Here is a 14,738-nt window from a genome sequence, read left to right on the forward strand (position 1 = left end):
CGTACTCCCTTATACTTAAAGAGAGTATTAATGAATACTCTCAAAAATACAAAGAGATATCGCGTTTTAGACGGCTATTTTTGATAGTGAATAGCGGTACGTTGAGAGAGTTTCACGATCACTTCTACCGCTTGTTCCATGCCTTGAATGGTAATGAACTCATGAATACCGTGGAAGTTGTAGCCACCGGTAAAGATATTCGGACACGGTAGCCCCATGAAAGATAAGCGAGCACCGTCTGTACCACCTCGGATAGGCTTGATCATTGGCTCAACATCACACTCAATCATCGCTTGCTTCGCTAATTCAATAATATGTTGATGCGGTTCAACCATCTCTTTCATATTGAAGTAGCTATCGGTTAGCACCAGCTCAACACGGCCTTTCTCAAGACGCTCATTCAGCTCATCCACTTTCTGTTGCATGAATGCCTTACGCGCTTCTACACCCTCACGTTCAAAATCACGAATGATGTAGCCTAACTCAGAGCGAGCCACACCCATTTCAGCTGATTTCAGGTGGTAAAAACCTTCATAACCTTCTGTGCACTCTGGTGTTTCTTGCGCAGGCATCATCAGTTGGAATTGCGCTGCAATGTTCATTGAGTTCACCATTTTACCTTTGGCGGTACCTGGGTGAACGTTCACACCATGACAGATAACATCAGCGCTCGTGGCATTAAAGTTCTCAAATTCCAACTCCCCTACTGGCCCACCATCGATGGTATACGCCCACTCGGCGCCAAATTTTTCAACGTCAAACAGGTTCGCACCGCGGCCAATCTCTTCATCCGGTGTGAAACCAATACAAATGTCGCCGTGTTTGATGTCTGGATTCGCTTTAAGATGGGCAATCGCGCTAATGATCTCAGCGATACCCGCCTTGTTGTCGGCACCAAGTAAAGTCGTGCCATCCGTCGTGATTAGGTCATGGCCATGCAGGGTATCAAGGTCTTGGTATTGGCTTGGGTTTAAACATTCGTCACTTGTGCCTAATTCAATCGTTCCACCTTGGTAATCTTTAATCACCTGAGGTTTCACGTTCGCGCCTGATGCATCAGGGGCGGTATCCATATGTGCGACGAAACCAATGGCAGGTACATCGTAATCGACATTCGACGGCAGTTTAGCCATCAAATAGCCATTTTCATCTAAAGAAACATCAACTAGCTCTAATGCGATCAATTCTGACTTTAAGGCTTCAGCAAACGTGATTTGACCCGGTGAACTTGGGCATTGCTGATTAGAAGGATCGGATTTGGTATCAAAAGTAACGTAGTTCAGAAAACGTTCGACAAGCTTTTCCATAATTCATCTCACCATGGATTAAGTAATTGATTTACTGACTTTATTCTTCATATAGATAAGCGAGGTATTGTTAAATAAATACGTACGCAGAGTCAGTCGCGAGGCTTTTCATCTTACGCCCCTGACCATGTATGTAATTGCTCTAAATCATTATTGTGCGAAATTAGATGAGCTTCCTATACTTGAAAGCAAGAGGGTTTCGTCAGTTCAACATTGCATACGGATGATAAGCGATCGCTTTGTACGCATTCTACGCCCTCCGATCTCAGCCTAAAAAAAGTACAAAGTGGATGATGATCACCTTTTATCCTTGATGCAGAATCTGTCATACGTTACACGGAGACACAGTTATGACGATTAATAAATATTTCATTTTCTCTCCTCAAGCCTCTGAGGAAACACTTCAACCAGCATTAACTGAGAAAGAAGTTCAAAGGCAGGAAGCTCTAAGACAGGCGCAATCTCAAGGTGGGTTTGACACCAACGCGACCTCGTAACTTAATCAATACTCAGAACATATTTATAGAACCCCTAATAAAAGAGCTCTACTTCTCTATGATGTAGAGCTCTTTTGTCTTTGACTCTTCTTCTCTCTTTCTATGATGTCCTATTCAGGCGTCAAACCCATTCCCGTTTTGTGACTCCCCTGCTTTATATCTATAGCTCCACGACTATGCGGCTAGCTCATTCGCTACGTTGAGAAATGACTCATTAAACTTCCCTCAGCCATACCTTGTCGTGTCATTTTGTGCTAATAATTTATATTCGTTTTCATTCCTCACTCGCTCTCTTTTCAAAAACTCTAATGCGAGTACCAGAGAACTTAACCACAGGAATCCCGAATTCAATGGAATATTCAAAACTAGGAAGTAGTCAAATTCCCGTTTCCCGCATCTGTCTTGGCAGCATGACTTGGGGGTTGCAAAATACGCAGCAGCAAGCCGACCAACAGATCGAATACGCACTAAGCCAAGGTATTAACTTCATCGATACTGCAGAAATGTACGCGGTTCCGCCTTCTCCAGAGACCTACGGCAAAACAGAAGCGATCATTGGTAACTGGCTATCGCGCCACCCGCAGCGCCGCCAAGAACTGATCATAGCGAGTAAGATTGCAGGCCCAGGACTTCCTTGGGTTCGAGATGGTGGTCCGATAACGGGTGAAGCCGTAATCGAAGCGGTTGATGCGTCATTAAAGCGTCTACAGACTGATTATATCGACCTGTATCAACTGCACTGGCCAAATCGAAATACACCTCACTTTGGTAAACAGTTCCCAAATCAAATTCGCTTCAGTGATATCGACCGGAAGCAGCATGAAGGGGAAATGTTGGAGATCCTTCAAGCCCTAGCGAGCTGCGTTAAAGCAGGGAAAATCCGTCATGTTGGTTTGTCTGATGACACTACTTGGGGTATCAACACCTATCTCAAGCTGAGCGAAAAACACGATTTGCCACGCATGGTCTCGATTCAGAATGAATTCAGCCTACTTCACGCAAAAGACTGGCCGTATCTGATTGAGAACTGTGTGCATGAAGATGTCGCTTACCTGCCTTGGTCACCGTTATCTGGAGGAATGCTCAGTGGAAAATACATTGATGGTGCAAGACCGGAAGGCAGCCGCTGGACATACATGCAGCGTAAGGGCATTTTCCGCGACACCGAATCTGCCAATGAAGCGGTAAAAGGATATGCAGAAGTCGCGAACACTCATGGATTTACGCCGAGCCAGCTTGCATTAGCATGGTGTAATCAAGTCGATGGTGTTACCTCATCCATCATTGGAGCGACGACAATGGAACAGCTGAAAGAAAACGTAGCCGCTTTCAGCAAGCCTCTATCAGAAGAGATACTCACTGATATCAACACAGTGTTTAAGCGCTATCCTGTTCCATATTAAGCGGTCAGTTCACCCGGCCTTCTCAGTTCGTCTAGCTTGTTCAGCTTAATCTTTGGTAAGTAAATCAGATAAGAGCGTACTATTTAGTACGCTTTTCTTTTTGTAAGTGGGTCGCTTTGCTTTTTATGTGGATCGCATTGAGCTATCACGCTTTTGGTTCTCCAACCTTTGCTCTATAATGCGCGGGCTTATATCTAGGATAAAAACATGATTTCAAAAAACCAATTAAAACTCCTTCGTGCTTTGGGCCAAAAGAAACAACGTAAAGCCCACGGTTTGTTTCTAGTTCAAGGTGAAAAGAACGTTCTTGAGCTGTTCAATAGTGACTTAGTCGTGAAGAACGTCTTTGCTACCGCTGATTTCTTATCTGAAAATCACGCTTCACTGTTTGAGTTTGATTGTGTTGAAGCTTCACTAGATGACCTCACCAAAGCGAGTACTTTGGTAAGTAACAATGCGGCGATTGCTGTTGTTGAGATTCCAACGTTTGAATTACCAAAAGCTACTGGGTTAATGATTGCACTGGATGGTGTATCTGATCCGGGCAACCTAGGTACGATTATTCGTGTAGCAGACTGGTATGGCATTAAGCATATCGTTGCGAGCAGCGATTGTGCAGACCCATACAACCCTAAGACCATCAGTGCAACTATGGGTAGCTTTGGCCGAGTACACGTAAGCCAAACGGACTTACCTGAATACTTGGAGCAAGCGAACCTGCCTGTTTACGGTGCGTTTCTAGAAGGTGAAAGTGTTCATAAGACTGACTTCACTGCCAATGGTATTTTGCTGATGGGCAGCGAGTCTCACGGCATCCGTGAACATGCGGCTAAATACGTGACAGACAAGATTACGATTCCAGCTTTTGGTGGCGCGGAGTCTTTGAACGTTGCAATGGCGACAGGTATTATTCTCGACAACATGCGTCGTCAGCATAGTTAATCGATCCAAGAGTAAACACTAAATAGAACTCGCGGATATGAAGAGCAAGATTCCCTATCTTGCTCGTCCCTCACAGTAGGGAATGACAGAATTCAACTGAGCTTCATCGTCAACATAGTCAATAGAATCGAGAATATACTACTAGCCAGAATTTGCGGATATGAAGAGCAAGATTCCCTATCTTGCTCGTCCCTCGCAGTAGGGAATGACAGAATTCAACTGAGCTTCATCGTCAACATAGTCAATAGAATCGAGAATATACTACTAGCCAGAATTTGCGGATATGAAGAGCAAGACTCCCTATCTTGCTCGTCCCTCACAGTAGGGAATGACATAACTTAGAGTTAGAGACAAAACCAACCACCAGCTCTCACCGCACAAAGCATCAAGTAGATTTTGAAATATAACGTTAGCTAGTAGGTCAATAGTTAACTGAATCATCAGCCGTCATCCTCAAGAAGGAGGGACGACTGAGTTGGGGATCTTTTTTGGAGAAGGTTTATTTCAAGTAACAGAATTACTTTTCTAGCATTGCCAACTTATCAGACACACCATTCCACTTTTCAGCGTCATCCATTGGTGCTTTTACTTCCGTTTGTACCGGCCAGATTTCTGCAAGTTCAGCATTCACTTCTATAAAGATCTTTTGATCATCTGGCAGTTCATCTTCTTGGAAGATCGCTTGAGCGTCGCATTCAGGAACACACAAACCACAATCAATGCATTCGATTGGGTTGATTACCATGAAATTAGGGCCTTCATGGAACGCATCTGCGGGGCATACCGCCACACAGTCTGTGTATTTACATTGAATACAATTATCGCCTACGACAAACGCCATGATGCTCTGCTCTATAAGTTAGTCAAAATTGAAGAATGGGGATAATACTCATCCCAAGGCAAAATTCAACATCATACGGCTCTAATATCGTGTCTATTTGCTCCATGCTTCCAAATTAGTATGACAGATAAATCAATTTCTCGTAAAATGCGCGCCATTGTGAGCTTATCGCTTCTTTCAACATCAGCGTTTTCATCAAACTCTGTATTAAGAAACGATCTAGCTAAGACACCTATAAAAACGAGACATCAAAATGATACGTTTAACCGAAATTAAACTCCCACTAGACCATGAAGAGTCAGCCATTCAAGACGCTATTGAAGCAAAGCTTGGCATTAACGCTGATCAGGTACTTTCTTTTAATATCTTTAAACGTGGCTACGATGCTCGTAAGAAATCAAAAATCTTACTTATCTACACGCTTGACGTTCTCGTTGAAAACGAAGCTGAGTTGTTAGAACAATTCATCAGCGATCCACACGTAAAAGTGACTCCTGACATGGAGTACAAATTCGTAGCTAAAGCGGTTGAGAACCAAACTGAGCGCCCTGTCGTTATCGGCTTTGGCCCTTGTGGTTTGTTCGCAGGCCTAGTGCTTGCTCAAATGGGCTTCAATCCAATCATCGTTGAGCGTGGTAAAGAAGTTCGTGAACGTACGAAAGATACCTTTGGTTTCTGGCGTAAGCGCACACTGAACACTGAATCAAACGTACAGTTCGGTGAAGGTGGCGCAGGTACATTCTCTGACGGTAAGCTCTACAGCCAAGTTAAAGATCCAAAGCACTACGGCCGTAAAGTAATCGAAGAATTCGTAGCTGCTGGCGCACCAGAAGAAATTCTATACGTAAGTAAGCCACACATCGGTACCTTTAAATTGGTTACCATGATCGAGAAGATGCGTGCTTCTATCATTGAGCTAGGTGGCGAAATCCGTTTCAGCACTCGCGTAGACGACGTTCATATGGAAAACGGTCAAATCACTGGCCTAACGCTTTCTAACGGTGAAGAGATTAAAACTCGTCACGTAGTACTGGCTGTTGGCCACAGTGCTCGTGATACGTTTGAAATGCTGCACGAACGTGGCGTTTACATGGAAGCTAAGCCTTTCTCTGTTGGTTTCCGTATCGAACACAAACAGGCGATGATCGATGAAGCTCGCTTCGGCAAGAACGCGGGCAACCCTATTCTAGGTGCTGCGGACTACAAACTCGTACACCACTGTAAGAATGGCCGCACTGTATACAGCTTCTGTATGTGCCCGGGTGGTACTGTGGTTGCAGCGACTTCTGAAGAAGGCCGCGTAGTAACCAATGGTATGAGCCAATACTCTCGTGCAGAACGTAACGCAAACAGTGCCATCGTTGTGGGTATCGACCCAGAGCGTGATTACCCAGGTGACGCACTAGCAGGTATCCGTTTACAGCGTGAATTAGAAAGTGCCGCTTATGTTCTAGGTGGCGAGAACTACGATGCCCCTGCACAGAAAATCGGTGACTTCCTAAAAGGTCGCGATCCAAGTAAAATCGGTGAAGTAAAACCATCATTCACACCGGGTATCCACCTAACGGACATTTCAAAAGCACTGCCTGATTTTGCTATCGAAGCGATTCGTGAAGCAATCCCAGCGTTCGAGAAGAAGATCAAAGGCTTCTCTACGCCAGACGGTCTGCTAACGGGTGTTGAGACTCGTACGTCTTCTCCTGTATGTATCAAACGTGGCAAAGACTTCCAAAGCATCAACTTAAAGGGCTTCTTCCCTGCAGGTGAAGGTGCAGGCTATGCTGGCGGCATCTTGTCTGCTGGTATCGATGGTATTAAGGCTGCAGAAGCACTAGCGATATCAATGGCTGAACAGAACCAAGCTGAGAAAATTGAGATCGCTTAAGCGCTTTTAATAAAGTAAAGCTACATAACGGTCAACCAAAACTAAAAATCCAGTGTCTTGTAGACACTGGATTTTTTTATTGCGTACGGATTATGTAGATTTACTCGGTATCGACTCTGGCTTTACTTACAAGTGTCTTTTGACCAGGTCACACCATCATCTGAACACTCAAATCGACTTGTTCCATTCTGGTAATAATAACCTTTAGTCCAGTTACCTTGAGAATATTTAGACGTTATCGTTTGAGTGTAATACCGCGGTTGGTGAAGTACGTGACAAACATCATCACCACACCAATCACCGCCGCCCAGTCTTGGACGCTGAATGCCCCGGTAAGAGCCAGTAAGCCGCTAGTGAGATATGAAGAGAAGGAACTGGGTTTATCTTGCATATTACTTCCATAGAAAAGCACCCGACTCTCACAATGGAAAGGGGTTATAAACGGTAGAAACGAAAAAACCTCGCTGGTTAGGCGAGGCTTTTTAACATGACTAATGCTCACCATTACACATAAACGGCTGACTTTATGTGTTTTTTGTCAGATAATACAAAATCATTAACGGTGTGGGTAATTGATACAGTGGCAAAGAAAGAACCAGGTAAAGTCATAACAATAATGAATATGAAAGGAGGTGTAGGTAAAACAACGACCACCATCAACTTTAGCACAACACTCGTTGGTAAAAAGTTAAATGATAAGTTTAAGCGCGTGCTAATTATCGATTACGACCCGCAATTTAACTTGTCGCAATCCTTTTTCAACTATGCAGACTACGACCAACTTTTACGTGAATCAAAGAGTATTCTATCTATACTTCAGGACGACAATAGTCAACTTGATTTGTGTACTTTACAGACTCCTATGTCGACAAGCGGACCTAACCTAAGCTCTGTTACAGAAACTGTACTAGCGGATCAGGGTTGGCTACTTGACATTGTTCCATCTACACTTGATTTAATGCCTCTAGCCGTTAGTTCTTCCAATCTTGCAACGAAAATTATGGCAGAACGTTTTTCGAAAATGATTGCACAAGCGAAAGCTCAATATGACCTCATATTAATTGACTGTCATCCTTCAGGCTCTTTGTTTACCAAAACGGCAATTACTGAATCAAACCATATTTTGGTACCTGTAACACCCAATGATTACGCCGAACGCGGAATAAGCTTAATGATTGACTTTATTTCACAGCTTTTCATGGGTAAAGACCTACCTCAGTTACATATTTTACTCAATAACATTAGCTCTGATGACAAAGCTTTTGCAACTAGACTTACTATCAGTAGACACTTTAAAAAGTACGTATTGAAACAACGACTTCCCAGTTCTAAGCTTATCAGCAAGTCAAATATAAATAATGGATTTTTGTATCAGTCTAAAGGGCCACACAGTATAAAGGTAAAAAGTGATATGGAAAATGTCATAAATGAACTGTTAGCAAAAGTCTAAGTAAGGAGCAAGTTATGAATAAAAAGGAACGTTCAACTATTTCTAGAGCGCTAGCAAGTGCTTTACTCGACTCCAAACTTTCTGAAGAGGAGTTAATCATGCTTTGCCAAAATATTTTGGCTGGAGATAGATTACCTTCAGATATTGCATCTCACATTTTAAACATTTTAGGTGCAAGCCCATCAAAGACTGAAATGAGAGACGATTACAAGCTATCTGTTAATTTAGATGATTACACCAGTTATAATTCTAGCGGCAGTAGAAAAAAAACCACTAATTCAAGAATCCATTCTAAAGGCCTTGGTCGCTCAAAGTTAAGCTCGACATCTCCACAGAAATTAGATCTAAAACGTAATGAGATATTGCATACTAATAGCCGAACATCGACATCAAATGATGCAGAGAAGGCATACTCCTGGCTAAAATCTCAAGGAGTTAACAAAAATATACTTTTCGAAGCTATGGAAGTATTTGACCCATCAATTCGTGATTATTTGCGAATAAAGCCAACGATACTTCAAGCCCTAGAGTACTTCATGGCAATCAACACTAGATCCAGTTTTGATCAATTCATGAACTCCTTCATAGATGATAGCTTTGTGACCATGCTAGAGGCGAAAAAATGACCGACTTTCAAGTCTGTTTACAAGAAATTGACTGGAATAGTAAACGAGATCGCTGCCTAAGCGATGGTAGTAATCAAATTGATAGTCTAGAGCATAACTTTCAGATACTTGCTCATTGGTCAAAGTCGTTAGAAACCATCTATCATGGTAACGACGCACTCCCTTTTTTACGAGAAGCTCAAGTATCTGCGCAGGATTTTGCTTGTGTCTACTCTCTCGGCTTATATAAAAACTCCGCTGCTTCAATGAGGACAATCTTCGAAAGTATTCTTTACTTTAGTTACTTTAAGGATCACAACGTTGAGTTGAAATCAGTTACTAGATCTAAATTTCATCTAAGTCGAAGTAAAATTTTACAATATCATGATGATCACACCCCTAATTTTGCCAGCATTTCCGTAAAAACAAAGCTGAAAGATTTTTTAGACAATATGTACTCTGACGTTTCAAATATCGTTCACAGCTCCCAACCTGGGGTTTGGCATCAAATTGCTACATTAGGAGAGAAAGAATATACAAGCTCCATAGCTAAAGAAGTTATTAGTTTGTTTAATGAGACAATTAGAGTCATTAACCTACTACTACTTTGCACGCTAACTTATGATGAGTGGCTGACCGTTCCGCATAAATGCAGAAAATTTTTCTTACAGGGGCTGACAGAACATCAGCTTAGTTTGATTGATAAACAAGTTATCTAACTTTTTAGTTGGGTAATTTCCAGTTTCTTCAACTAAAAATTCACTTGCCGCTACACATCTTCTCTTTAGAGCGATTCAATTCTAGATCCAACGCTCTATATCAATTATCGCTTCAGCCCCCAAACGAGGGGCATCAGTAAATCAGCAAACAAAGATGTTGATATAGGTCAAATCTCAAAGACAACCAACATCTATACCACACCATACCTTCCCTGCTCAAACAGCCTCACGAGCTATGCCGCAGCTTCCAATACTTTCGCCACACTTTCTTCTTGTTTATACCTACCCTGCAACGCCAAAGCCGCTGCACTGCGCTTATCCACCAAAGCGCTTAATCAACTTACCTAAAGTGGATTCGTATTTCTTAAAGCGTGAGAAGGTAACGGGTAAGGTTTGACAGAAGTAAGCGAGGCGAGTTTATTGAGTCCAGTCAATACAGCCACCATCGCAGTATGGGCAAGCTTGTCTTACAAGCACTCAACGAACAATACCAGAAAACCTACTGCCGATTATCTCCATGCAAGGCCGACGATCTCCTGCAACTCTGCGAGAATAAGTGGTCGATATCGTGGAAATAACATGAGTCCAGAGCGATGCTCGTTTAATAAATCAGTTGAAAGAACCAAACTTCTTTGGATGTCAGAATGTTTAATTAATAAGTTACATTCCATCTGCCTCTAACTGCTTAGGATTCCACTTACCTTCATGAATCGCTGAATTGACGTCTCTTCTTGGTAACCAACCCATGGTTTCAAGTTCTGGCTTATCTTTGAAGTGGTCAACGTAACCAATGCACAGGTACGCCACAATATCGATGTTTTCTGGTATATCTAATGCGTCTCGCAGTGTTGAGTCATGCAGGATACTCACCCACCCTAAGCCTAGGTTTTCGGCTCTAGCTGCCAGCCATAGGTTTTGAACCGCACACACGGTGCTGTACAGATCCATCTCTTGTTTGATGGTTCTACCTAACACGACCTTTCCGGTTCGGTTGCGATCGCAAGTCACGCAGACACCGATCGGTGATTCGACGATGCCTTCCAACTTTAGACGCTTATACATTGCCTGCTTTTCATCGGTGAACATTTCCGCGGATTCCGCATGAGCCTGATTAAAACCGGCTTTGATTTGTTGCTTGGTTTCGATATCACGGACAACGACAAAATCCCAAGGCTGCATAAAGCCAACACTGGGAGCATGGTGCGCTGCGGTTAGCACACGCATCAAAACGTCTTCTGGGATCTCATCAGGAAGAAACTGACCACGAACATCTCGGCGAGAAAAAATCGTTTTATATACTGCATCGCGTTCATTCGGCGTAATTTCCATACATCCCTGTCTTATCGTCGTCTTATTGAGTCAGTATTATCCAACTAAAGTGTCTATGTTACTAGCGGTACACAAGCAACATGGTAGAATGCCGCCATTAATCTTATCCTTGTATAAGATTGTTGAACCTTTCCATCGCTATTTAGCCAAATCATACCGAGAAACTTATGCCATTTTCCAAGCTTGGATTAAGCTCACCTATTGTTAAAGCCGTTGCAAAACAAGGCTATGAAAAGCCAACCTCTATTCAAGAAAAAGCAATTCCGATTGTGCTTTCTGGTAAGAACCTAATTGCTGCTGCACAAACAGGTACAGGTAAAACTGCGAGCTTTGTTCTCCCTATCTTAGAAATGCTAAGTAAAGGTGAAACACAACGTAAAAAACGTATTCGTGCTGTTATTCTGACACCAACTCGTGAGCTTGCGATTCAGGTTGAGCAGAACATTACTAAGTACGCGAAGTTCCTAAACCTAACATCACTAGCGATGTACGGTGGCGTATCTTACCAACACCAGAAAGACCGCTTGATCGAAGGTGTCGATATTCTTGTGGCAACACCAGGTCGTTTAATCGATATGTACGGACAACGTGCCGTTCACTTTGATGAAGTCGAAGTACTGGTTCTAGATGAAGCTGATCGCATGCTAGACATGGGTTTCATCGAAGACATCAACAAGATCATCGCGCGTTTGCCACAAAACATTCAAAACCTGTTGTTCTCAGCAACGCTATCAACGCCAGTTCGTGCGCTAGCGAAAAGCGCAATCAGTGAAGCAGAAGAGATTTCAATTGCCAAAACTGACGCTTCTAAAGCGAACATCGAACAATGGCTAGTTACTGTAGATAAAGACCGAAAATCTGCACTTTTAAGCCACATGATCACTGATGGTGAGTGGGACCAAGCGCTTATCTTTATCGAGACTAAGCACGGCGCGGCTAAGTTGGTTGCTCAACTTGAAAAGCGTGGTATCGAAGCGGAAGCTTTCCACAGTGGACGTAGCCAAGCGATTCGTGAAAAGATTCTGGCTGATTTCAAAAAAGGCCGTCTAAAATATCTAGTTGCGACAGGTGTTGCTGCTCGTGGTATCGATATTGATAATCTAAGCCGCGTAGTGAACTACGACATCCCATTCCCAGCGGATGACTATGTTCACCGTATTGGTCGTACAGGCCGTGCTGATGCGTCTGGTGAAGCGATCTCTTTCCTATCGAAAGATAACTTCAAGAACCTGTGCATCATTGAAAAACGTCTTGGTCACTTGATTGAGCGTCGCGTCGTTGAAGGTTTCGAACCACGCAAAGAAGTGCCTATTTCTGTGTTGAACTTTGTTCCTAAAAAGAAAAGAGAGCAGCAAGAGAAAGAAGGCAAGTAACGATCAAAGCTTAACTAGCCGCGATAACTAGCCAACGTATCACTCAAACGAAGCCCAATGTGGCTTCGTTTTGTTCTTTGATTCACGGATAAAGATAAAACAGAGGTATTGAGATGATTACTCCTATCGCAACGAGATTAACCCGCGGCCAAGACCTCAAACTTGAACTCCAAAAGCTTGTGACAGCACACAATATCTCAGCGGGTTCTGTTGCGTCTTGTGTCGGATGTGTTTCTCAACTCAATATTCGATTGGCTAATGCGAACAACACCAAGCTCATCAAAGCTCCGTTCGAAATCGTATCTGTGATGGCGACGCTAACCCCAAACCACCAGCACGTTCATATATCTGTTGCCGATGAGAATGGCGATGTAATTGGCGGGCATTTGCTTGAAGGGACGATTATCGCCACCACCGCTGAATTGATTGTTCACCGCTACGATACTTTGACCTTCAACAGAGAGCATGATGATACGACGGGTTACACTGAGCTCACTATCAGCAGTAACACATAATAGCTTCACTGATAGCAGCACCAAACGCCTCATATAAAGCGATACCACCCAATAGTAATTAGGAAACACGATGGCTCCAAACTCCGCAGACTCCGCAGACTCCGTTATCGTTCTCGATTTCGAAACCACAGGCTTATCACCAAACATGGGTGACCGAGCGATTGAAATCGGTGCGGTTAAATTAGTTAACGGCGAAGTCGTCGACACCTTTCAGCAACTCATGAACCCAGGGTTTCGTGTTAGTGGATTCATTGAAAGCTATACCGGAATCAGTAACCGTATGTTAAGCACAGCGGCCAGTTGCAGTGAAGTGATGGATGAGTTTGCAGACTTTATCCAAGGCAGCCAACTTGTTGCTCACAATGCATCGTTTGATAAGCGCTTTCTCGATGCGGAATTAGACTTTATTGGCCGAGACTACACAGGCAAGTTCGCTTGCTCAATGTTGATTGCTCGCCGCCTAATCCAAGATGCGCCGACTCATAAGCTAGGCGACCTTGTGCGCTTTAAGAATATCGACAACGACGGTACTTTCCACAGAGCGTTAGCCGATTCAGAAATGACAGCACGGTTGTGGTTATTGATGATTGATGAGCTTCAAAGTGACCACGGCATTCAACAGCCGAGTTTTCAACTGATGCAGAAAATATCTAAGACCGCTAAAGGCTCTATTCCAAAGCTGCTGATGAGCAACAGAAATTAAATATCTAAACTCTCTCCCCTTCAAGTTTGATTGACAGGCTAGTCGCATGGATAACTACTAGCCTTTAGAACGAAAGAAGACTCTACTCCTGCAGTGATTCAAATGTTCCTTTAAGGCTTGCTAATTCACTCATGAAATAAGCCCACTGCTTATTCGTACTCCTTTCTACGATATCGACTAAAAAATTGGCTGATGTCTGCATGTTCTTGTTAAGCTCAGGCTCAAGTCCTTCAGGGTAATAAGCTTCATTGTTCAGAAGCAGGTTCATAATAATCGGCTGAGCTATATCTAAGTCGCTTTTCTTTTCTATCAGTGTCGATAAATCTTGGTAGGTATTATTTTGATATTGGCGCCAGTTATCGTTGGTATTTACCCATTCTTGAGACCAAGTTGAAATAATCTGCTTTTGCTCTTTCGATACCGATCCTAGCCATCGCTCTAACCGATCTTCAATTCGACTCCGATATCGCTCTCTCGAATCTTCATCATTCAATGATAATCTTTCTTCGTAATATTCTTGCTGATTTTCCCTAAAGTTCTTTAAGAATTCGTTATCTTGCTCAGGGGTAAGCTGCATGCTTAACGCGTAAATATCGGGAGAGAACTTACTAACGATTGAGCGAATATGGTCTTTAATTTGGTCACTTTGTTCAGTGATAAAAGCAGAATTCATATCAGAACGATCTGTGTTTTGGATCACTTCTAATTGCGAAATATATAACGGCAGTTGAGTTTCTTTATGCCATTGCTGTAATAAATCGAAGCGCTCTTCTAGCTCTGATTCCTGACTATTGGAAAGAGTTACAAAGTCTTCAATATAGCTAACGACAAACCAGCTTATATTGTTATAGGCAAATTTAGTCCCGCAGCCAGAGAATAGAAAACAGCTTAATAAGACTAACCAGCGACACTTTCTCATTACACCCTCTCACAACATTTTACTCAACAACGAACCTCAAGACGATCTTATAACATTAGCTACAAAATCGGGTTCTCGTAAAAACTTTCGGATAAATTGAGACTCAGACTTGCTAATCTAACTATTTCGGCAAATGATTAAACTAAAAATAATTAATGGCAGTGATGTAACTTGATTTTTATTGCTCATTTGACGCAATACGAACCCTATAAATGAGTTGGGTTGGCGTATTTCAAATGATTGATATTTG

Annotated in this window: 15 protein-coding genes; 10 read left to right on the top strand and 5 right to left on the bottom strand. The window is 42.8% G+C overall.

All coding sequences use genetic code 11. The features are described 5' to 3' along the window. Positions 1 to 74: 74 nt before the first annotated feature. Entirely contained in the window at positions 75 to 1,307 is a 1,233-nt protein-coding gene (gene pepT / locus OCV30_RS22315) for a peptidase T (protein WP_065678856.1), read from the bottom strand. Between the two features lie 350 nt (positions 1,308 to 1,657). On the opposite strand from pepT, the gene OCV30_RS22320 reads away from it, so the two are divergent. The 3 genes from OCV30_RS22320 to OCV30_RS22330 all read left to right on the top strand — a co-directional run bounded on the left by OCV30_RS22320 (position 1,658) and on the right by OCV30_RS22330 (position 4,149). After that, positions 1,658 to 1,804, top strand: a complete 147-nt coding sequence (locus OCV30_RS22320; RefSeq protein ID WP_017098689.1) for a hypothetical protein — start codon at positions 1,658 to 1,660, stop codon at positions 1,802 to 1,804. A gap of 410 nt (positions 1,805 to 2,214) precedes the next feature. Beyond that, positions 2,215 to 3,207 carry an aldo/keto reductase gene (locus OCV30_RS22325; RefSeq protein WP_004731759.1) on the top strand — a complete coding sequence of 331 codons (993 nt, stop codon included), beginning with the start codon at positions 2,215 to 2,217 and terminating at the stop codon, positions 3,205 to 3,207. A 207-nt stretch (positions 3,208 to 3,414) separates the two neighbouring features. Continuing rightward, positions 3,415 to 4,149 (top strand): RNA methyltransferase, encoded by a 735-nt coding sequence (locus OCV30_RS22330; RefSeq protein WP_065678857.1) that lies wholly within the window; start codon positions 3,415 to 3,417, stop codon positions 4,147 to 4,149. A gap of 517 nt (positions 4,150 to 4,666) precedes the next feature. On the opposite strand, the gene fdxA is transcribed toward OCV30_RS22330, so the two are convergent. After that, a complete protein-coding gene (gene fdxA, locus OCV30_RS22335) occupies positions 4,667 to 4,990 on the bottom strand; it encodes a ferredoxin FdxA (RefSeq protein ID WP_065678858.1) in 324 nt (107 codons plus the stop codon). A gap of 253 nt (positions 4,991 to 5,243) precedes the next feature. Here fdxA and OCV30_RS22340 point away from each other — a divergent pair, with 253 nt between their 5' ends. Continuing rightward, positions 5,244 to 6,875 (top strand): NAD(P)/FAD-dependent oxidoreductase, encoded by a 1,632-nt coding sequence (locus OCV30_RS22340; protein ID WP_065678859.1) that lies wholly within the window; start codon positions 5,244 to 5,246, stop codon positions 6,873 to 6,875. Positions 6,876 to 7,110: 235 nt separating this feature from the next. Here the strand turns inward: OCV30_RS22340 and OCV30_RS22345 are convergent, their stop codons facing one another. Next, positions 7,111 to 7,266, bottom strand: a complete 156-nt coding sequence (locus OCV30_RS22345) for an HP1 family phage holin (protein WP_083994594.1) — start codon at positions 7,264 to 7,266, stop codon at positions 7,111 to 7,113. A 189-nt stretch (positions 7,267 to 7,455) separates the two neighbouring features. On the opposite strand from OCV30_RS22345, the gene OCV30_RS22350 reads away from it, so the two are divergent. From OCV30_RS22350 to OCV30_RS22360, 3 genes are read left to right on the top strand one after another with little or no spacing between them, the layout of a single operon-like run. Further along, positions 7,456 to 8,325, top strand: a complete 870-nt coding sequence (locus tag OCV30_RS22350) for a ParA family protein (RefSeq protein WP_167351946.1) — start codon at positions 7,456 to 7,458, stop codon at positions 8,323 to 8,325. Positions 8,326 to 8,339: 14 nt separating this feature from the next. Further along, positions 8,340 to 8,951: a hypothetical protein gene (locus OCV30_RS22355; protein WP_065678861.1), complete on the top strand. Its 612-nt coding sequence runs from the start codon at positions 8,340 to 8,342 to the stop codon at positions 8,949 to 8,951. Then, positions 8,948 to 9,649, top strand: a complete 702-nt coding sequence (locus OCV30_RS22360) for a hypothetical protein (RefSeq protein ID WP_065678862.1) — start codon at positions 8,948 to 8,950, stop codon at positions 9,647 to 9,649. Before OCV30_RS22355 ends, OCV30_RS22360 begins: the two co-directional genes overlap by 4 nt. A 660-nt stretch (positions 9,650 to 10,309) precedes the next feature. On the opposite strand, the gene bluB is transcribed toward OCV30_RS22360, so the two are convergent. Further along, positions 10,310 to 10,978: a 5,6-dimethylbenzimidazole synthase gene (gene bluB, locus OCV30_RS22365; protein ID WP_065678863.1), complete on the bottom strand. Its 669-nt coding sequence runs from the start codon at positions 10,976 to 10,978 to the stop codon at positions 10,310 to 10,312. Between the two features lie 167 nt (positions 10,979 to 11,145). Between bluB and OCV30_RS22370 the strand changes: the two genes are divergently transcribed. From OCV30_RS22370 to OCV30_RS22380, 3 genes are all read left to right on the top strand, one after another. After that, complete coding sequence (locus tag OCV30_RS22370; protein ID WP_065678864.1) at positions 11,146 to 12,351, top strand: DEAD/DEAH box helicase; 1,206 nt, start codon at positions 11,146 to 11,148, stop codon at positions 12,349 to 12,351. A 113-nt stretch (positions 12,352 to 12,464) separates the two neighbouring features. Next, the gene (locus OCV30_RS22375; RefSeq protein ID WP_065678865.1) at positions 12,465 to 12,866 is read left to right on the top strand and encodes a PPC domain-containing DNA-binding protein; all 402 of its coding nucleotides are present in this window, start codon (positions 12,465 to 12,467) and stop codon (positions 12,864 to 12,866) included. Between the two features lie 70 nt (positions 12,867 to 12,936). Next, on the top strand, positions 12,937 to 13,569 hold the full coding sequence (locus tag OCV30_RS22380; protein ID WP_065678866.1) for a 3'-5' exonuclease: 633 nt from the start codon (positions 12,937 to 12,939) through the stop codon (positions 13,567 to 13,569). 82 nt (positions 13,570 to 13,651) lie between these two features. Here the strand turns inward: OCV30_RS22380 and OCV30_RS22385 are convergent, their stop codons facing one another. Continuing rightward, positions 13,652 to 14,488: a DUF6279 family lipoprotein gene (locus OCV30_RS22385; protein ID WP_065678867.1), complete on the bottom strand. Its 837-nt coding sequence runs from the start codon at positions 14,486 to 14,488 to the stop codon at positions 13,652 to 13,654. Positions 14,489 to 14,738: the final 250 nt, after the last annotated feature.

Source organism: Vibrio atlanticus, from assembly GCF_024347315.1.
Taxonomy (GTDB): domain Bacteria; phylum Pseudomonadota; class Gammaproteobacteria; order Enterobacterales; family Vibrionaceae; genus Vibrio; species Vibrio atlanticus.